The sequence below is a fragment of the Streptomyces colwelliae genome (assembly GCF_048158785.1).
Lineage (GTDB): Bacteria > Actinomycetota > Actinomycetes > Streptomycetales > Streptomycetaceae > Streptomyces.
Map to the genome: position 1 here is coordinate 1 of NZ_JBLTJC010000047.1, position 17,639 is coordinate 17,639.

The 17,639-nt window shown below is 69.7% G+C and carries 17 protein-coding genes; 4 read left to right on the top strand and 13 right to left on the bottom strand.

Translation table 11 applies throughout. The features are described from left to right. Positions 1 to 21 precede the first annotated feature (21 nt). Together ACNFOC_RS12680 and ACNFOC_RS12685 are read left to right on the top strand one after the other, a co-directional pair. A complete protein-coding gene (locus tag ACNFOC_RS12680; protein ID WP_416959252.1) occupies positions 22 to 1,074 on the top strand; it encodes a hypothetical protein in 1,053 nt (350 codons plus the stop codon). Positions 1,075 to 1,188: 114 nt separating this feature from the next. Beyond that, positions 1,189 to 2,421 (top strand): lactonase family protein, encoded by a 1,233-nt coding sequence (locus ACNFOC_RS12685; RefSeq protein ID WP_416959217.1) that lies wholly within the window; start codon positions 1,189 to 1,191, stop codon positions 2,419 to 2,421. On the opposite strand, the gene ACNFOC_RS12690 is transcribed toward ACNFOC_RS12685, so the two are convergent. Both ACNFOC_RS12690 and ACNFOC_RS12695 read right to left on the bottom strand, forming a co-directional pair. Further along, positions 2,389 to 3,114, bottom strand: a complete 726-nt coding sequence (locus ACNFOC_RS12690; protein WP_416959218.1) for a DUF2470 domain-containing protein — start codon at positions 3,112 to 3,114, stop codon at positions 2,389 to 2,391. The two genes, ACNFOC_RS12685 and ACNFOC_RS12690, sit on opposite strands and share 33 nt — an antisense overlap. A gap of 112 nt (positions 3,115 to 3,226) precedes the next feature. Continuing rightward, a complete protein-coding gene (locus ACNFOC_RS12695) occupies positions 3,227 to 3,835 on the bottom strand; it encodes a TetR/AcrR family transcriptional regulator (protein ID WP_416959219.1) in 609 nt (202 codons plus the stop codon). 108 nt (positions 3,836 to 3,943) lie between these two features. Between ACNFOC_RS12695 and ACNFOC_RS12700 the strand changes: the two genes are divergently transcribed. Then, entirely contained in the window at positions 3,944 to 5,479 is a 1,536-nt protein-coding gene (locus ACNFOC_RS12700) for a cytochrome P450 (RefSeq protein WP_416959220.1), read from the top strand. On the opposite strand, the gene ACNFOC_RS12705 is transcribed toward ACNFOC_RS12700, so the two are convergent. From ACNFOC_RS12705 to ACNFOC_RS12755, 11 genes are all read right to left on the bottom strand, one after another. Next, a complete protein-coding gene (locus tag ACNFOC_RS12705) occupies positions 5,441 to 6,271 on the bottom strand; it encodes a pentapeptide repeat-containing protein (RefSeq protein WP_416959221.1) in 831 nt (276 codons plus the stop codon). The two genes, ACNFOC_RS12700 and ACNFOC_RS12705, sit on opposite strands and share 39 nt — an antisense overlap. Positions 6,272 to 6,276: 5 nt before the next feature. After that, positions 6,277 to 6,411, bottom strand: a complete 135-nt coding sequence (locus ACNFOC_RS12710; RefSeq protein ID WP_416959222.1) for a hypothetical protein — start codon at positions 6,409 to 6,411, stop codon at positions 6,277 to 6,279. Then, positions 6,408 to 7,022 carry an FxLYD domain-containing protein gene (locus ACNFOC_RS12715; RefSeq protein WP_416959223.1) on the bottom strand — a complete coding sequence of 205 codons (615 nt, stop codon included), beginning with the start codon at positions 7,020 to 7,022 and terminating at the stop codon, positions 6,408 to 6,410. Before ACNFOC_RS12715 ends, ACNFOC_RS12710 begins: the two co-directional genes overlap by 4 nt. Before the next feature lie 81 nt (positions 7,023 to 7,103). Further along, complete coding sequence (locus ACNFOC_RS12720; protein ID WP_416959224.1) at positions 7,104 to 8,408, bottom strand: alpha/beta fold hydrolase; 1,305 nt, start codon at positions 8,406 to 8,408, stop codon at positions 7,104 to 7,106. 111 nt (positions 8,409 to 8,519) lie between these two features. Further along, the gene (locus ACNFOC_RS12725) at positions 8,520 to 9,551 is read right to left on the bottom strand and encodes a LacI family DNA-binding transcriptional regulator (RefSeq protein WP_416959225.1); all 1,032 of its coding nucleotides are present in this window, start codon (positions 9,549 to 9,551) and stop codon (positions 8,520 to 8,522) included. Positions 9,552 to 9,639: 88 nt separating this feature from the next. Further along, positions 9,640 to 11,052 carry a BNR repeat-containing protein gene (locus ACNFOC_RS12730; protein WP_416959226.1) on the bottom strand — a complete coding sequence of 471 codons (1,413 nt, stop codon included), beginning with the start codon at positions 11,050 to 11,052 and terminating at the stop codon, positions 9,640 to 9,642. A 19-nt stretch (positions 11,053 to 11,071) separates the two neighbouring features. Next, complete coding sequence (locus ACNFOC_RS12735) at positions 11,072 to 11,392, bottom strand: L-rhamnose mutarotase (RefSeq protein ID WP_033278944.1); 321 nt, start codon at positions 11,390 to 11,392, stop codon at positions 11,072 to 11,074. Positions 11,393 to 11,442: 50 nt separating this feature from the next. After that, complete coding sequence (gene rhaS, locus ACNFOC_RS12740; protein WP_416959227.1) at positions 11,443 to 12,525, bottom strand: rhamnose ABC transporter substrate-binding protein; 1,083 nt, start codon at positions 12,523 to 12,525, stop codon at positions 11,443 to 11,445. Between the two features lie 98 nt (positions 12,526 to 12,623). After that, positions 12,624 to 13,601 carry an ABC transporter permease gene (locus ACNFOC_RS12745; RefSeq protein WP_416959228.1) on the bottom strand — a complete coding sequence of 326 codons (978 nt, stop codon included), beginning with the start codon at positions 13,599 to 13,601 and terminating at the stop codon, positions 12,624 to 12,626. After that, the gene (locus ACNFOC_RS12750; protein ID WP_365299307.1) at positions 13,594 to 14,634 is read right to left on the bottom strand and encodes an ABC transporter permease; all 1,041 of its coding nucleotides are present in this window, start codon (positions 14,632 to 14,634) and stop codon (positions 13,594 to 13,596) included. Before ACNFOC_RS12750 ends, ACNFOC_RS12745 begins: the two co-directional genes overlap by 8 nt. Positions 14,635 to 14,677: 43 nt before the next feature. Then, positions 14,678 to 16,195: a sugar ABC transporter ATP-binding protein gene (locus tag ACNFOC_RS12755; RefSeq protein WP_416959229.1), complete on the bottom strand. Its 1,518-nt coding sequence runs from the start codon at positions 16,193 to 16,195 to the stop codon at positions 14,678 to 14,680. Positions 16,196 to 16,457: 262 nt separating this feature from the next. Here ACNFOC_RS12755 and rhaI point away from each other — a divergent pair, with 262 nt between their 5' ends. Continuing rightward, positions 16,458 to 17,618 (top strand): L-rhamnose isomerase, encoded by a 1,161-nt coding sequence (gene rhaI, locus ACNFOC_RS12760; RefSeq protein ID WP_416959230.1) that lies wholly within the window; start codon positions 16,458 to 16,460, stop codon positions 17,616 to 17,618. Positions 17,619 to 17,639 lie beyond the last annotated feature (21 nt).

Below are 17,639 nucleotides of genomic sequence, written 5' to 3' on the forward strand. Positions count from 1 at the left end.
CAGAGCGATGGGGGCGGGCGCATGGCGGACAGCACCGTACGGATCGACGGGAACACCTTGCGGCTGCCCGGTGGGGTGGCGGTGCGCTTCGTCCGCACCCTGCGTCTGCCCGAGACGGGCACGTATCCGTTGCCGCCGGGGCTCGGCGAGTTCCCGGTCCGGCGGGTCGCGGACTTCCCGGACACGGTGCCCGAGGAGTGGCGGGCGCGGGGCGGGGTGATGCTGCCGGTGTATCTGCGCGAGGCGATGTGGCTGAGTTTCGCGGGCACGGCCGAGCCCGCCGCTCTCCAGGTCGGGGTGGGCAAGGTGTGCGCCGTCTCGGGGAAGCCGTGGAGCGACCGCCTGTCCCGGAACCCGCAGAACTATGTGGTGCTGCCCCGCCAGCCGTGGCTCGACGGCATCAACTCCGGCAAGGGGACCGTCCGTCAGTTCGTGGCGGTCCCGCTCGGCCTCGGTGCGACGGTCGAGGGACAGGTCACGGGCGAGGAGGTGTGGGGCGGCGTCCAGCTCCAGTCCTTCCCGCTCGGCGAGCGGGAGTTGGCCAGGTGGCGCGAGGCGGAGCGCCGCCGCTCGGAGCGGACGCGAACGACGGCCTTGCCGACCGGGGGCTACGGCATGCCCGCCATGCCGATGATGTCCGCGCAGGCCGCCCCCGCACCCGGCGCTCCGCCGGCACCGGGCCCCCGGGCCGCCGCTGCCATGGGGCTCGGTGTCGGCGGTTCGATGCGCCAGGAGGTCTACGAGGACGACCGCCCGCTGAAGGCCTGGGCCGAGGAGCCCGCCGGGCGGGTGTTCGTGCACCTGGTGACGCCCCCGGAGTGGCGCCGCATCACCGGCGAGGCCCCGCCGCCGTCGCCGGTGGACCGCGCCGCGTACACCCGGGCGGGGCTCCCCTGGTTCGACTACTACGACCAGGACGCCGAGGATCTGACCCCCGCCGACACCCTGGAGGCGGTGAAGCCGGTCGGCGACTGGCTGGGCGACGACCACGAACCCTGGCAGCAGCCCACGCCCGACCAGGTGCGGCCGCTCAAGGACGCGCAGGGCAGGCCGGTGGAGGACGGCGACTGGTAGGCCACCATCACGTTGCACTGGATGCAACGCCCGTTGCCGGTCTTGCGCTCGACAGGCCCCGCACGCCAAGGTTGCTGTGACGACCGGGGCAAGCGACGACCTGAGGGTGTGGGTATGACGAGTGGTGCGGAGGCGTCACGCGAGGGCTGGAGCAGGCGCCGTTTCATCGGCGCCCTGGGCGGAACCGCGGCGGTGATCGCGGTCCCCGCACCGGCCGCAACACCCGCGGATCCGGAATCGTCCCGTACGACCACGCCGGAATCGTCGGCCGCGAAGGCACCGGCACCCGGCACCCGCCGCCCCGCCAAGGCTTCCGGCCCCCGCGCCCTGTACCTCGGCACGTACACCTCGGTCGACGGCGGCGGCACGGGCATCGGCCTGGCCACCTACGACGCGTCGACCGGGCAGATCACCGGCGCGGGCACGCTCACCGGGGTCGCCGACCCGTCGTACCTCGCCGTGCATCCCGACGGCCGCACGCTGTACGCGGTCGACGAGCAGACGGCCGGCGCGGTGACCGCCGTACGGCTGGCGGACCGCACGGTCCTCGGCGCGCGGAGCACCGGCGGGGCGGGCCCCTGCCATCTGTCCGTGCACCCCACCGGGCGCTGGCTGCTCAGCGCGAACTACACGTCCGGCAGCGTGGCCGTGCACCCCATCGACACCTCGGGCGCGCTCGGCGAACGCACCGCGCTGGTCAAACACTCCAGTCCGCAGCCGGGCCCGGGCCAGGACGGCCCGCACGCGCACCAGTTCGTGACCAGTCCCGACGGCGGTCATGTCCTCGCCGTCGACCTGGGCACCGACACGGTGTACACCTACCGCCTGGACACCACGAAGGGCACGCTCACCGAGGTCTCGCAGGCGCACACCCGCGCGGGCGCGGGCCCGCGCAGCCTCACGTTCCATCCCGGCGGCCGGTACGCCTACCTGGCGAACGAGGTCGACGACACCATCGCGGTCTGCGCCTACGACCCGGCCACGGGCGCCCTCTCGATCGGCGACCCGCAGTCCAGCGGCAGCACGGGCGACGCCACCAACTACCCGGCGCAGATCCTGGTGACGTCGAACGGCGCGTACGCCTTTCTCGCCAACCGCGGCGACAACACCCTTGCCCGGTACGCCGTCGAGGCCGACGGCGCCCGGCTCAGGCTGCTCGGCACGGTGCCGGTGTCCGGTGACTTCCCGCGGCAGATCGCGCTCTCACCGGACGGGACGCTGCTGTTCACCGCGAACCAGAAATCGAGCACGGTGAGCGTGTTCCACGTGGACGACAGCACGGGTCAACTCGCCCTCGCGGGCGAGCCGTTCGCGTCACCGGTCGCCGTCTGTGCGCTGCCGCTGTAGGGGGCGCGGGCAGGACGCCGCGCTGGCCTGGGTGAGCAGCACATGCATGCGCTCGGTGAGGTGGGTGACGGAGTCGGCGGGCGCGTGAAACGGCAGTCGTACGTCGCCGTGGGCGCGGGCGCGCTCGATGCGCAGCGTCAGTCCGTGCCGGTCCACGGCGAGGGGCTGGACGCGGACCGCGCCGTGCAGGCTGTCGGGTTCGACGAGTCGGGTGAGCCGCTCGACCGCGTCGGAGTGGCAGTCGGCGAGGTGGGTCAGCAGTTGGGCCTCGGCCAGGGCCAGCGGGTCGGGTTCGGCGGCGGCGAACTCGTCGAGGTCGACGACGACCGCGCCGGTCGGCGGGCGGAGCACCACGCGCGTTGCCCGGAAGGCGAGTTGACCCTCCTCGGGCACGAACCACCCGGCGAGCCACAGCCTGGCTCGGATACGGTTGCGCACGGGGACGGGTGCGACGTCCGCGAACTCCAGGACGGCGGACGGCTCTCCGCGCGGCGCGCAGATCGCGGCCGACAACAGGGCGCTGTCCTCGGGCACTTGAAGGAGCACCCGGCCGTCGTCGTCCACGCTGTGCGCACCGACGAACTCCTCGCGACCGCCCTCCGCGGTCACCGCGCAGGACCATGCGGCGGCGAGCACCGAGCGGGCTCGCTCGGCCGCGGCAGGCACGGCCGTCCACGTCTGGCTGTCACCCATCCCTGAACCTCCCTAGGTAAGCCTTGCCTAACTTACCGAAGATCGGGGCGCACGCCAACCACGCCACGCAATCTCTACAGAAGTCGTCCGGGGCGAGCGCCACGAGAGGCGTTCAGAGCGAGAGGACGCCCAACAGTGCCCGTGCGCACAGATCACGCACCTGCTCCCGGCTCAACTCCGGCGCCCGCAGCCACTCCAGACAGACGGCGGTGGTGAACGCCAGCCACCCGCGCACCGCGAGCTTCGCGTCGGGTCGCTCCGCCACGGCCGGCCCGAACTCGGGATCGGCGGCGAGCGCGGCCAGGATCTGCCGCTCCTGCGCCGCCAACGCCCGCTGATAGACCCGCCGTACGGTCTGGTCCCCTGCCGCGTCAGCTCGATGGAAGGCGCGATAGCCGTGCGCGTGGGTGTGCACGTACTCCAGATACGTGTCGAGGGCGACGGCGAGCTGCTCGCGGGCCGGTACACCCGGCACGGCCTCGGTCATCCGCAGCATCCGCTCGCTCTCGCGCTCGACGACGGCCGCGAAGAAGTCCCGCTTGGTAGGGAAGTAGTGGTAGAGCAGCCCGCGCGAGACCCCGGCGATCTCGGCGACCTGCTCGATCCACACGTCGTCGTAGGGATCCTCCGAGAACAACCGCGCGCCCACCGTGAGGAGTTGCTCCCGACGCTCCTCGGTGCTGAGCCGGCGGCGCGTGCGCTCACCCTGGTTCGCGGCCATTCCCGCACTTTACTTGACGTCGGTTCAACAGCGGGATCACACTGGAATCCGCTATTGAACCCACGTACAACAGGCTCAACCTGCCGCTGACTCAAGGGAGATCGCGTCATGGCGGAGACGACGACGGTGACGCCGACCGCGCTGCCGAAGGGATTCCGGGACGCCGAGCAGGGCTGGCCCCGCCTCGACCGCATCCCGCATCCCCCGCGCCGGGTCCCGATCCTCGGCGACATCATCGGCGCCGACCGCCGCACTCCCCTCCAGGACTCGCTCCGCTTCGCCCGTCAACTGGGCCCGATCTTCCGGCGGAAGGCCTTCGGCAAGGAGTTCGTGTTCGTGTGGGGCGCCGACCTGGTCGCCGACATGGCGGACGAGTCGCGGTTCGCCAAGCATGTCGGTCTGGGAGTCGCGAACCTGCGGCCGGTCGCCGGGGACGGGCTGTTCACGGCGTACAACCACGAGCCCAACTGGCAGTTGGCGCACGACGTCCTGGCCCCCGGCTTCAGCCGCGAGGCGATGGCGGGCTACCACCCGATGATGCTGTCCGTGGCCGAGCGGCTCACGGACCACTGGGACGGTGAACTGGCCGCCGGGCGCTCGGTGGACGTCCCCGGCGACATGACCAAGCTGACCCTGGAGACGATCTCGCGCACCGGCTTCGGCCACGACTTCGGCTCCTTCGAACGCGACCGCCCACACCCCTTCGTGACGGCGATGGTGGGCACGCTCAGCTACGCGCAGCGCCTCAACGCCGTACCGTCGCCGCTGGCCCCGCTCCTGCTGCGCACCGCGATTCGCCGCAACGAGGCGGACATCGCCTGTCTCAACCGCACGGTCGACGAGATGGTGCGGACCCGCCGGAAGGCGAGCGGGGACGGCGCCGGCGACCTCCTGGACCGGATGCTCGACACGGCCCACCCGGAGACCGGCGAACGCCTCTCCCCCGAGAACGTCCGCCGCCAGGTCATCACCTTCCTCGTCGCCGGCCACGAGACGACCTCGGGCTCCCTGTCCTTCGCGCTGCACTACCTCGCCCGCCACCCGGAGATCGCGGCCCGCGCCCGCGCGGAGGTGGACCAGGTGTGGGGCGACACCGAGGCCCCCGGCTACGACCAGGTCGCCAAGCTGCGCTACGTCCGCCGGGTCCTCGACGAGTCGCTACGGCTCTGGCCGACGGCCCCCGCCTACGCCCGCGAGGCCACCCGCGACACCGAACTCAGCGGGGTCCACCCGATGCGCCGGGGCGCCTGGGCGCTGATCCTCACACCGATGCTGCACCGCGACCCCGAGGTGTGGGGCGCGGACGCCGAGGAGTTCGACCCGGACCGCTTCGACGCCAAGGCCGTACGCTCGCGCGCCCCGCACACCTTCAAGCCGTTCGGGACGGGGGCGCGGGCCTGCATCGGCCGCCAATTCGCCCTGCACGAGGCGACGTTGGTCCTCGGCCTGCTGCTGCGCCGCTACGAGCTGCGCCCCGACCCGGCGTACCGGCTGCGCGTGACCGAGCGTCTGACGCTGATGCCGGAGGGGCTGCGCCTGCACCTGGACCGACGCACGATGTCGGCGCCGGCTGAAGAAGCGGCAGCTGTCCCCGGCGACGGCGGCTCAGAGCCCCGCTGTCCAGTGCACGGGACGGACGACTGACTCCGGCAGCCTGGTCCCGGCGCTCCCCCGGGCCGCGTTGACCTGGGGCTGGGTGAGGAAGAACGCGCCGGTCAGATCCGCGTCCGTGAGATCGGCGTCCCGCAGATCGGCCCCGATCAGATCCGCACCGCGCAGGTCGGCCCCGGTGAGATCGGCGGCGATGAGGTAGGCGCCGCGCAGATCGGCCCGGCTCAGATCGGCACCCTTGAGCCGGGCACCCATGAGGTCGGCACCCCGCCGCGCCTTCTTCTTGCCGCGCACTCCGGCGCGCACCAACTCGCTGGTCCTCAGCAGGAGTTCGTTGACCGTCTGCCGATGCGCGCCCACATCGAGCGCGCCGAGCTCTTCGGGGGTCCCGCGCGTGAGTTCCTCGGTACGGGCCAGGGCCCGGCGCAGGTCGGGGTGCACGGGGGCGGCTGCGGGCAGGGTGAGCGCCTCGGTCAGGTACCAGAGCAGTTCATGGAGCTGCCGTACGACGGGAAACACGTCGAACATCCGGCGGGCCTGCTCCCGGGGAGCCGTACGCCAGTCCTGTCCGGCGAAGGTGACCTGGGAGACCTGCTGCCCGGCGCCGAAACAGTCGTAGACCGTGCAGCCGGTGAAGCCGCTCGGCCGGAGCTTCGCGTGGATACCGCAGCGGTGATCGTCCTGAAGATTCCGGCACGGCGTCCCGGCTGCCTTGTCGGCCGCGAAGTCGGCCGAGACGGCGAAGGGCAACGCCACACAGCACAGCCCGAAGCAGCGCTCGCAGTCGCCGCGGAGGTCGGAGCGGGCCGCTATGTGATCTTCCATGTCGTTCAGCGTACTGGCCCGTTCATGTCGGGGCGGGTGAGCCGTTCCAGCTCGGACAGGACGCACATCTCAGCGATCCGGCCGTCGGCGCGGACCCAACTCCCGGCGCTGAGACGTCCGTTGCCCAACAGCTCGCTCAATAGCGTTGTGCCTTCGCCAGTTTCGGGGTCAGTACCGGCTCCGGCGGCTTGGTGCTGATGGCGATCGGCTGGGCCTTCGCGCCGGGGGCGAGGTTCTCGGCGCCGACGTAGCGGGTCTCCACCACCTTCCCCGAGGAGTCGAGGAAGTCGACCTGGACGGCGTAGGACGCCTTCTTGTCGGTCTTGTTGGTGATGGTGACGACGACGGCGAGCAGTCCGCTGGTCTGGGCGCGCGGTTTGCCGGTCATGGCGACGTCCGACATCGCGTTGCCCTGACCCTCGACGTCCTTGAGCTCGCTCTGGGCATCCTTGCTCGCACGGGCCACCTCGGCCGACACCGATGCCTCGAAGGAGGACGCCGCGGCCGACGCGGAGGACGCCAGGGCGGAGGCCTCGGCGCGGGCCGACGCCACCGCCGAGGAAGCGGCCGACTTCAGGGCCGACGGTGTCATCCCCGAGAAGGATGACGCGTCCGGCGTCGAAGCCTGCGCACTGCTGCTACCGCTGCTGTCGTTGTCGTCGCCGCACGACACCAGCGCGACCGTGCTCGCCGCGACGACGGCGAGGACCAGGGCGGCCGGGCGGGCCCGACAGAGTGACTTGGTACTCATCGACTTGGTATTCATCGAAATGAACCTTATGCCGGGAATTTCGATGCGGCATGTCCGCTACGGCCACCCGATGGAGCCCCCTCAGGCCTCGTCCCGCGTGAGGGCCAGCAGCCGGTCCAGGACGCGCGGGCCGCCGGCCCGGACCCCGTCGTGCTCGAACTCGTCGGTGACCCAGGTGCGCAGGCCGCGGATCGCGCGGGCGGTCTGGAGGGAGTGGGTCGCGTCGACGTACATGTCGTCGTGGTAGACGGCCGCGGCGACCGGGACCTCGTTGGCGGCGAGGCGCGCGGGGTCGTAGAGCGGCTGCCAGGCGGTGTGGGCGGCGAGGAGTTCGGCGGTGTCGCGGAGCGGGCGCAGGGCGGGGTCGCAGTCGAACATCCAGGGGTGGATGGTCTCGCCGGTGAAGAGGAGGGGGCTGTCGCCCGCGAGGGTCTTGGCCGCGTCGAACTGCGGGAACTCGGCGCGCACGCGCTCCGCCGACCATGCGGTGGGGCGGCTGTCCTGGGCGTAGCACGCCTCGTGGACGAGGGCGTAGAGGGGGTGGCCGGCGTGGGAGAGGGAGTTCTGGACCTCTTCCTGGAACGCGTCGGAGAGCTCGAAGCCCTGCGGGGTGCGGACGAAGGCGTTCTCGAGGAGGAAGTGGAGGCGGTGGCTGCCCTCGCTGCCGCCGAGCATGATGCCGAGGGACTGGAAGGCCTCGACGGTGAGCCGGTAGCCGTTGGGGAGGACCGGCTCGTGCCGCGTCAGGTGCTCGGCGATGCGGCGGGCCCGGTCCACGTCCTGCGGGTAGCGGTCGTAGTGGGCGGCGACCTTGCGTTCGATCCGCGGGTAGGCGGCCCGGTAGACGTCGTCGGCATGGGCGTCGAGGGACGGCAGACCGCCGGTGAGGACGGCGGCGCGCAGGCCTTCGGGGGCGGTGGACAGGTAGTTCACCGTGCAGAAGCCGCCGAAGCTCTGGCCCAGGACGGTCCAGGGGGCGCCGCCGGTGAGGGCCGGGCGGATCGTCTCGCAGTCCCGGACGATCGAGTCGGCGCGGAAGTGCGTGAGGTGCTCGGCCTGCTCGGCGGGGCCGCCGCGCAGCGGGAGGGTCTGCCGGGTGAGCGGGGTGGAGTGGCCGGTGCCGCGCTGGTCCAGGAGGAGCACGCGGTACTCGTCGAGGGCGCGGCCGAGCCAAGCCTGCCTTCCGACGAAACGATTCGCCCCGAATCCGGGTCCGCCTTGCAGGTAGAGCAGCCACGGCAGGTCCTCGCGGTGCGCCTTGTCGCTCGCGACGACCTCACGGGCGTAGAGCTCGATGGTCTCGCCCGTGGGGTCCTCGTGGTCGAGGGGCACGGTGAAGTGGCGGTCGGTGAGGACGACGCCGGGCTGGCGATAGCTGACGGACAACGGGGCTCCTGGGACGGACGGTTTACGGGCCGCGTCACATCTCAGCACATGCGCGTCCGATATCCGACCCCCTGGATCATGAAATCCTGTGGATCGCTACTGACCGATGGGTCAGCGGGCGGCGAGGCTGGAGCGGCGCACCACCAGTTCCGGCTGGAGCACGACCCGCCGGTGCTCGTGCGGGCGAGCCGCCGTGTCCGCCTCCGCCTCGGTCTCCTCCAGGAGCAGCTCGGCGGCCAACGCGCCCATGGTGACGGCGGGTTGGCGGACCGAGGTGAGCGGTACGGCCGCCGCGGCGGCGAACTCGATGTCGTCGTAGCCGACGATCGCGAGGTCGTCCGGGACGCCGACCCCGGCCGCGTACATGGCCTGAAGCACGCCGAGGGCGAGGAGGTCATTGGCGCAGAAGACGGCCGTGGGCCGGTCGGCGAGGCCGAGCAGCCGGGCCCCGGCGTCACGCCCGGCGGCCACGTCGAGCCGGTCGGTGGGCAGCTCGCGCAGCGCGTCGGGGTCGAGACCGGCCTCGGCGAGCGCGTTCTTCGCGCCCGTACGGCGGTCCCGCACCTGGTTGAAGCCGGGCGGACCGCTGACGTACGCGATGGAGCGGTGCCCGGCGTCGATCAGATGCCGCACCGCGAGCGCGCCGCCGGCGACGTCGTCGACGGAGACCGAGCACTCGGTGGTGCCCTCGGCGACGCGGTCGACGAGTACGAAGGGAATGCCGTGCCGACGGAACGACTCGATGTTGCGGCCGGTCGCGTCCGCCGGGGTCAACAGCACGCCCCGCACCCGCTGTTCGGCGAAGAGCGAGAGGTAGTCGGCCTCCTCGACGGGGCTCTGCGCGCTGTTGCAGACCATCACGCCGAGCCCAGATTCACGCGCGGCGCGCTCGGCGCCGCGGGCCACGTCCACGAAGAACGGGTTGCCCATGTCGAGGACGAGCAGCCCCATGATCCGGCTGCGGCCGGCGCGCAGCTGGCGCGCGGACTCGCTGCGGACGTAGCCGAGCCGGTCGATCGCGGACAGCACCCGGGCCCGGGTCTCCGTGGCGACGGTGTCCGGGCGGTTGATGACGTTCGAGACCGTGCCGACGGAGACTCCGGCGGCACGGGCGACGTCCTTGATACCCACCGGCTGGGCCATCAGGCGGAGACCTCCAGGGTGACGTGGGACGGCGGGCAGGTCTTCACATTACCGCCATGACCTGTGCCGACTCCTTCGACCGTGCCGCTCACGCGGGCAGGGCGAAGTCGACGACGTGGAGTGCCGAGGGGGTCGTACCGCTCGACTTCTCCTGGTACATGAACGACAGCACGTTGTCCGCCTTGACCCGCAACTCGTCGATGACGACCTCACCGAACGCGTTCAGGCCGCTCCCGTCGTACAGCAGCGCCCAGTCGGTGTACCCGGAGGACTTCGAGGCCCCGGCGATACGGCCGTAGGGCAGGACCGCGTAGGCGTTGTCGTACTTGTCCAGGACCAGCTTGGTGCGCTGGGTGGAGTTCAGGGCGATGGGGATCTCGGTCTTCTGCCAGGTGCCGGCGGAGTTCTTGCGGACGTGGAAGGCGCGGCCGTTGGCGGTGCGGTCGGTGACGTAGTTGGTGGTGCACTGGCCGAAGCGGCCGGGGACGTAGCTGATGATCGCGTGCGGAAGGCCCGTCGAGTCGGTGGACTGGCTCTCCTGGTTCATCAGGGAGTGGTCCGGGTCGAGCGGGTCGACGACCAGTCCGGCGTCCGTGACGGCCACGGTGTTCGAACTGCCCGTGGTTCCTACGGCAGTTCCCGCGTCGTTGCGCCAACTGCGGCCCCGGTCGGTCGAGTAGACGTAACCAGTGTCGTGGTTGGTGATGCCGCCGCTGTTGCACATCACGGCGGCGGACTGCTCGCGCCAGGTGAAGAAGGCATGCAGTCGGCCGTTCACGTCGTAGTCGATGCCGTGCAGATACATGTTGCGGGCGGTGCTGGAGCCGTGCGCGCTGGTGTAGGTGCCGGTCGAACCGCTCCACTCCCCCAGCGCCGTCCAGGCCGAACCGTCGTACTCGGCAAGGGCGTTGCGGCCGTTGCCGGAGATCCCGACGCGGTAGCTGAGCTGGAGCCTGCCCTCGGGGGTGGCGATGAACTGGGGGTACGTGAACTGGCTGGTGAGTGCCACGCCGTCCAGCGATGTCTGTACGGCGCCGAGGACGGCCGAAGTCCAGGCGGTGGACGCCGGGTTGTCGAGGAGACCGGCGACCGACTTGACGTAGAAGAAGCCGTCGCTGTGGGAGTCCATGTTGAGGTGCAGACGGCCGTCGGTCCGGGAGACGCCCATGGAGATGACGTTGTGGGAGTCGGCGCTCTTGAGGGTGTGGGCGAGGGTGATCTTCGACCAGGTGGTGCCGCCGAGGACCCGGCGGGCGACGACGGCGTTCTTGGTGGACGTGTACCAGGCCGCGTACTGGTAGCCCTTGTAGGTCAACAGGCCGTTCTTCTGGAACGAGTTGTTGTTGACCAGGCCGTCGTACGAGACGAAGTAGACGGCCTGGGCGTCGAGTTGGGTGGTGCTCTTCTTGGTGACGGACGGGCCGGGGTCGGCCGCCCGTGCGATGCCCGGCGTTGCCACGGCCGCAAGTATGGCGGTCGCGAGCACGGCACGTCTTCTCATGAGCGGCTCCTGTGGGGGATCACGCGAGGTGGAAGACCTCGGTGAGGGGCTTCATCGCTTCGTCGGGACGGGCGCCGTCCAGGGACTCGAAGAACGGCGCCATCTCCGCCTGCCAGCGGGAGTTGATGTCGGTGGCTTCCATGCCTGCCTGGGCGGCGGCGAAGTCCTCGGTCTCCAAGTAGCCGACCAGCAGGCCGTCTTCGCGCAGGAAGAGCGAGTAGTTGTGCCAGCCGGTGGCCGAGAGTGCGTCGAGCATCTCGGGCCACACGGCGGCGTGCCGCTCGCGGTACTCGTCGAGGCGGTCCGCCCTGACCTTCAGCAGGAAGCACACGCGCTGCATCAACACCCCTTGGGGAAAAGGGACTTCGGGATCTTCTGGAATTTCGGGGACTAGAAGTTGAACTGGTCGATGTTCTTCAGGTTGAACACGGTCGGCTTGCCCAGGTTGATCACGCCGTCCTTGCCGATGGTGTACGACGTCCCGCCGGCCTTGAAGGTCTCGCCCTCCTTGCCGGTGATCTGCCCCGACACCAGCGCCACCGCGGTCTGCGCGGCAAGGGCGCCGAGCTTCGCCGGGTCCCACAGCTCGAAGCCGTCGACGGTGCCGTTCTTGACGTACTTGCGCAGGTCGTTGGGGGTGCCGAGGCCGGTCAGCTTGACCTTGCCCTTGTACTTGGAGCCGGACAGGTACTGAGCGGCGGCCTTGATGCCGACGGTGGTCGGGGAGATGATCCCCTTCAGGTTCGGATGCTCCTGGAGGAGGCCCTGGGTCTGCTGGAAGGACTGCTGGGCGTCGTCGTTGCCGTAGGCGACCTTGACCAGCTTGATGTTCTTGTACTTCGGGTCCTTCAACTCCTCCTTCATGAAGCCGATCCAGGTGTTCTGGTTCGTCGCGGTCTGCGCGGCCGACAGGATCGCGATCTCGCCCTTGTAGCCGATCTGCTGGGCGAGCAGCTGCACCTCGGTGCGGCCCAGGTCCTCGGCGCTGGCCTGCGAGACGAAGGCGTTGCGGCACTCGGGGTTGGTGTCGGAGTCGTAGGTGACGACCTTGATCTTGTTGCTCATGGCCTGCTTGAGCGCGGTGCACAGGGCACCCGGGTCCTGCGCGGACACGGCGATCGCGTTCACCTGCTGCTGGGTGAGCGTGTTGACGTAGGAGACCTGACCGGAGGTGTCGGTGGCACTGGTCGTGCCGACTTCCTTGTACTTCGAGCCCAATTCGGTGAGGGCCTTCTCGCCGCCCTTGTCGGACGTCGTGAAGTACGGGTTGTTGACCGCCTTCGGCAGGAACCCGACGGTGAGCCCCTTCTTGAGCGCGGCATTCGGATCGGCCTTGCCACCGGTGACGGCCGACCCGGTGCTCTCGTCCTTCACGTCCTTCTTCGTGGTGCCACCACAGGCGGTGGCAACGAGCGTGAGAGAAGTGACGGCAACGAGGGCCGCAAGGGCACGACGAAGGGATGTTTTGCGCATGGGATGGGGTCCTTTGTCAGAAGGGTGAGTGGAGCGCCCCCTAAGGGGCGCGGGGAACTGCGCGACCAGCCACAACCGGCCGGCAGCTTTCGAACGACCTATCCGACGGCGCGCGCAGCGGCCCTCGCGATGGCAATCTGGCGTGCGACCCGAGGGCCGAGCACCGAAACAACGAGCAGCACACCGGTGACGACAATCTGCGACTGCGCCGAAACGTTCAGCAGGCTCATCACGTTCTGCAACGCCCCGAGCAGAAAGACACCGGCGACCGCACCTCCCAACGTCCCCTTCCCGCCGTCGAAATCGATCCCACCGAGCAACACCGCTGCCACGACGGAGAGTTCGAGCCCCGTGGCATTGTCATAGCGCGCACTGGCGTAGTGCAGCGCCCAGAAAACCCCGGTGAGAGAAGCCATCAACCCGGTCACCGTGAACAGGATCAGCTTCTGCCGCCGAACCCGAATACCGGCAAACCGCGCAGCCTCCACATTCGCGCCAATCGCGAACAACGACCGCCCGAACGGCGTCGCGTGCAGCACGACCACGGCGATCGCGAGCAGCACGAGGAAGGGCAGAAACGCCCGCGGCAGGAACGTCCCCCCGAGCCGCCCGGACGCGAAGTCCAGGTACTGCGTGGGGAAATCGGTCACCGCGTCGGACCCGAGCACGATCTGCGCGATCCCCCGGTACGCGGCGAGCGTGCCGATGGTGACGGCGAGGGACGGCAGCCCCAGCCGGGTGACCAACAGCCCGTTGACGAGTCCGCAGACCACGCCCAGCAGCAGACAGATCGGGATGATCGTCTCGATAGTCATGCCGTCGTTCCACAACTTGCCCATCACCGCGCCCGACAGGCCGGCCGTGGAGGCGACCGACAGATCGATCTCACCGGCGACGACCAACAGGGTCATCGGGAGGGCGATCAGCGCGATGGGGAGCGTGTTGCCGATCAGGAACGACAGGTTCAGCGCGTTGCCGAAGCCGTCCACGAAGGAGAAGGAGAACAGCAGCAGGACGATCAGGAGGGCGCCGACGACCGTGTCCCAGCGGATCGCACGCGTCAACGAGTCAGGCATGGCGGGCGTTCCTCTTCTTCAGTGCGGTGGCCACGCGCAGGGCGACGATCCGGTCGACGGCGATGGCGAGGATGAGCAGGATGCCGTTGATGGCGAGCACCCAGACGGAACTGACGCCGAGGGCGGGCAGCACACTGTTGATGGAGGTCAGCAGGAGTGCGCCGAGGGCCGCGCCGTAGACGCTGCCGGAGCCCCCGGTGAAGACCACACCGCCGACAACCACCGCGCTGACCACGGTGAGTTCATAGCCGGTGCCGGTGCCGGAGTCGACGTTGCCGAAGCGGGCGAGGTACATCGCGCCGGCGAGTCCGGCGAGTCCGCCGCAGAAGGTGTACGCGGCGAGGGTCCGCTTGCGGACGGGGATGCCGGCGAGGCGGGCGGCCTCGGGGTTGGAGCCGAGCGCGTACAACTCCCGTCCGCTGCCGAAGTGTTTGAGGTAGTAGGCGGTGGCGATCAGCACGGCGAGCGCGATCATCGCCAGCCAGGGCACGGCCGAAAGGCCGCCGGAGCCGAAGTCCACGAATCCGCCCGGGAGATCGGCGGCCGTGATCTGCCGTGAGCCGACCCAGATGGAGTCGACGCCCCGGATGATGTAGAGCGTGCCGAGGGTGACGACCAGCGCGGGCACCTGCCCCAGACTGACCAACAGCCCGTTGACCAGGCCGAGTCCGACACCGAGCAGGACTGCCAGCAGGATCGCGATGACAGCGTTGCCACCGCCCTGGAGATAGGTGCCGGTGGCGAACGCGGTGATGCCGAGGGTGGAGCCGACGGACAGGTCGACGTTGCGGGTGATGACGACCAGCGACTGACCGGTGGCGACCAGGACCAGGATGGTCGCGTTGAGGAGCAGGTCCTTGATGCCCTGCTCGGACAGGAACTGGCTGTTGCCCGCCTGGGTGATGCCGATCATCACCAGGAAGACGACCAGGATGGCGAGTTCGCGCATCTTGAAGACACGGTCGACCAGCCGGGTGCTGCTCGACTCGGGCACCTCGGCGGCGGGCGCGGGATTGGGAGCCGTAACCGTCATGCGGCGGCCCTCCCGAAAGCTGCGGTCGTCATGAAGGACCTGTTCACGCGGCGGCCCTCCCGGTGGCTGCGGCCATCACGGTTTCCTCGGTGGCTTCGGAGCGGGGGATCTCGGCGGTGAGCCGGCCCTCGTGCATCACCAGCACGCGGTCGGCCATGCCGAGGATCTCGGGCAGATCGGAGGAGATCATCAGGACGGCGACCCCGTCGGCGGCCAACTCGCTGAGCAGCCGGTGCACTTCGGCCTTGGTCCCGACATCGATACCTCGGGTCGGCTCGTCGACGATCAGCACCTTGGGGCCGGTGGCCAGCCACTTGGCGAGGACGACCTTCTGCTGGTTGCCGCCGGACAGGGTGTTGACGGTGTCGGCGATCCGCGCGTACTTGACGTGCAGCTTCACCGCCCAGTCGAGGGAACGGCTGCGCTCGGCGCCGCGGTCGACGAGGCCCGCCTTCACGGTCGTACGCAGGCCGGTCAGGCCGATGTTCCGCTCGATCGACATGTCCATCACGAGGCCCTGGGCGCGCCGGTCCTCGGGGACCAGGGCGAGGCCCGCGGCCATCGCGGTCGAAGGGGCGCCGTTCGTCAGCGACCTGCCGTCGACCTCGACCCCGCCGGCGTCCCACCGGTCGATGCCGAAGACGGCCCGCGCGACTTCGGTACGGCCGGCGCCGACGAGTCCGGCGAGACCGACGATCTCCCCGCGCCGTACGTCGAAGGAGACATCGGTGAACACGCCCTCGCGGGTCAACCGCTTGACGCTCAGGGCGACTTCACCGGGTTCGACGTCCTGCTTGGGGTACAGCTCGTCGAGATCGCGGCCGACCATGCGCCGTACGAGATCGTCCTCGGTCATCCCGTCGATCGGCTCGCTGGAGATCAGGGCGCCGTCGCGCAGGGTGGTGACGCGTTGGCAGATCTGGAAGATCTCCTCCAGGCGGTGCGAGATGAACAGGACGGCGGCGCCCTGTTCGCGCAGGGTGCGGACGACGCCGAAGAGGCGGGCCACCTCGCTGCCGGTGAGCGCGGCCGTCGGCTCGTCCATGATCAGGACCCGGGCGTCGAAGGAGAGCGCCTTGGCGATCTCCACGATCTGCTGGTCCGCGATGGACAGCCCGCGCGCCGGGCGGTCGGGGTCGAGCTCGACGCCGAGCCGCTTCATCAGGTCGGCGGTCGCCGCGTACGTGGCCTTGTGGTCGATACGGCCCAGCGCGCGGCGGGGCTGGCGGCCCATGAAGATGTTCTCGGCGATCGACAGGTCGGGGAAGAGGGTCGGCTCCTGGTAGATCACGGCGATTCCCGCGTCGCGGGCGTCACCGGGGCCGTGGAAGAGGACGGGCGCGCCGTCGAGCAGCACCTGGCCGGCGTCGGGCCGGTGCACACCGGCGAGGGTCTTGATGAGGGTGGACTTGCCCGCGCCGTTCTCACCGGCGAGTGCGTGCACCTCACCGGGGAACAGTTCGAGGGACACGTCCCGCAGGGCGCGCACCGCGCCGAAGGACTTGGAGATGCCCTTGAGCGCGAGCACCGGGGCCGGACCCGCGTCTGACGGGTGGGTCATGAGGGGCTCCTCGACGACGCCGGCGGGTGGGCCCTCACAGCGTCGTGAAAGGTTTCAACTTGGTTGCCGGGACGTTAGGCGCGCCAGCCTTGTCACGTCAATGGGTCCGCGTCGAAAAACTTTCGATAGCCAAAGGTCACATTGGAGTCACGGGCCACAGGCTTCGCCGTAGGGCTTGACACCCCTTCGGGGGGCTCATAACTTCGCTCTCTGAATCGTTTCATACACACGTCGTTCCGTCGCACGTCACAGGAGCCCTCAAGTGACCGATCTCGCCGCGGTGAAGGCCGCTCTCAGGACCCAGGCAGTCGAGACGCCGTCGTGGGCGTACGGGAACTCGGGGACCCGGTTCAAGGTCTTCGCCCAGGAGGGTGTTCCTAGGACTCCGCAGGAGAAGCTGGAGGACGCCGCCAAGGTCCACGAGTTCACCGGCGTGGCTCCTACGGTCGCCCTGCACATCCCCTGGGACCGGGTCGACGACTTCGGGGCGCTGGGGAAGTTCGCGCAGGACCACGGGCTGAAGCTCGGCGCGATCAACTCCAACACGTTCCAGGACGACGACTACCGGCTCGGCAGCGTGTGTCATCCCGACGCGGCGGTGCGGCGCAAGGCGCTGGATCATCTGCTGGAGTGCGTCGACATCATGGACGCGACGGGCTCCGCCGATCTGAAGCTGTGGTTCGCCGACGGCACGAATTATCCGGGGCAGGATGATCTGAGCGCGCGCCAGGACCGGTTGGCGGAGGCGCTCGCGGCGGTGTACGAGCGGCTAGGGGACGGGCAGCGGATGTTGCTGGAGTACAAGTTCTTCGAGCCGGCGTTCTACGCGACGGATGTCCCGGACTGGGGTACGGCTTACGCGCACTGTCTGAAGCTCGGGCCGAAGGCGCAGGTCGTGGTCGACACGGGGCATCACGCCCCCGGCACCAATATCGAGTTCATCGTCGCCACGTTGCTGCGGGAGGGGAAGCTCGGGGCGTTCGACTTCAACTCGCGGTTCTATGCGGACGATGACCTGATGGTGGGGGCGGCTGATCCGTTCCAGTTGTTCCGGATCATGTACGAGGTGATCCGGGGTGGCGGGTTCACCGCTGATGTCGCCTTCATGCTCGATCAGTGTCACAACATCGAGGCGAAGATTCCGGCGATCATCCGGTCGGTGATGAATGTGCAGGAGGCTACGGCTAAGGCGTTGCTGGTGGACCCCGTGGCGTTGGCTGCTACGCAGCGTGCCGGGGATGTGCTGGAGGCTAATGCCGTGCTCATGGACGCCTACAACACGGATGTACGGCCGCTGCTGCGTGAGGTGCGGGAGGAGCAGGGGCTTGCCCCTGACCCGATTGCTGCGTATCGCTCCAGCGGGTGGCAGGAGCGGATTGTTGCTGAGCGGGTTGGGGGGCGGCAGGCCGGTTGGGGGGCGTGAGCGTCTGCCGGGTATCTGTCG

Excerpts from the sequence above, each read along its gene's own strand:
- ACNFOC_RS12680 (WP_416959252.1), top strand. The coding sequence starts at position 22 with ATGGCGGACAGCACCGTACGGATCGACGGGAACACCTTGCGGCTGCCC.
- ACNFOC_RS12745 (WP_416959228.1), bottom strand. The coding sequence starts at position 13,601 with ATGCCTGACTCGTTGACGCGTGCGATCCGCTGGGACACGGTCGTCGGC.
- ACNFOC_RS12685 (WP_416959217.1), top strand. The coding sequence starts at position 1,189 with ATGACGAGTGGTGCGGAGGCGTCACGCGAGGGCTGGAGCAGGCGCCGT.
- ACNFOC_RS12735 (WP_033278944.1), bottom strand. The coding sequence starts at position 11,392 with ATGCAGCGCGTGTGCTTCCTGCTGAAGGTCAGGGCGGACCGCCTCGAC.
- ACNFOC_RS12700 (WP_416959220.1), top strand. The coding sequence starts at position 3,944 with ATGGCGGAGACGACGACGGTGACGCCGACCGCGCTGCCGAAGGGATTC.
- rhaS (WP_416959227.1), bottom strand. The coding sequence starts at position 12,525 with ATGCGCAAAACATCCCTTCGTCGTGCCCTTGCGGCCCTCGTTGCCGTC.
- ACNFOC_RS12695 (WP_416959219.1), bottom strand. The coding sequence starts at position 3,835 with ATGGCCGCGAACCAGGGTGAGCGCACGCGCCGCCGGCTCAGCACCGAG.
- ACNFOC_RS12750 (WP_365299307.1), bottom strand. The coding sequence starts at position 14,634 with ATGACGGTTACGGCTCCCAATCCCGCGCCCGCCGCCGAGGTGCCCGAG.
- ACNFOC_RS12705 (WP_416959221.1), bottom strand. The coding sequence starts at position 6,271 with ATGGAAGATCACATAGCGGCCCGCTCCGACCTCCGCGGCGACTGCGAG.
- ACNFOC_RS12755 (WP_416959229.1), bottom strand. The coding sequence starts at position 16,195 with ATGACCCACCCGTCAGACGCGGGTCCGGCCCCGGTGCTCGCGCTCAAG.
- ACNFOC_RS12725 (WP_416959225.1), bottom strand. The coding sequence starts at position 9,551 with ATGGCCCAGCCGGTGGGTATCAAGGACGTCGCCCGTGCCGCCGGAGTC.
- ACNFOC_RS12690 (WP_416959218.1), bottom strand. The coding sequence starts at position 3,114 with ATGGGTGACAGCCAGACGTGGACGGCCGTGCCTGCCGCGGCCGAGCGA.
- ACNFOC_RS12730 (WP_416959226.1), bottom strand. The coding sequence starts at position 11,052 with ATGAGAAGACGTGCCGTGCTCGCGACCGCCATACTTGCGGCCGTGGCA.
- ACNFOC_RS12715 (WP_416959223.1), bottom strand. The coding sequence starts at position 7,022 with ATGAGTACCAAGTCACTCTGTCGGGCCCGCCCGGCCGCCCTGGTCCTC.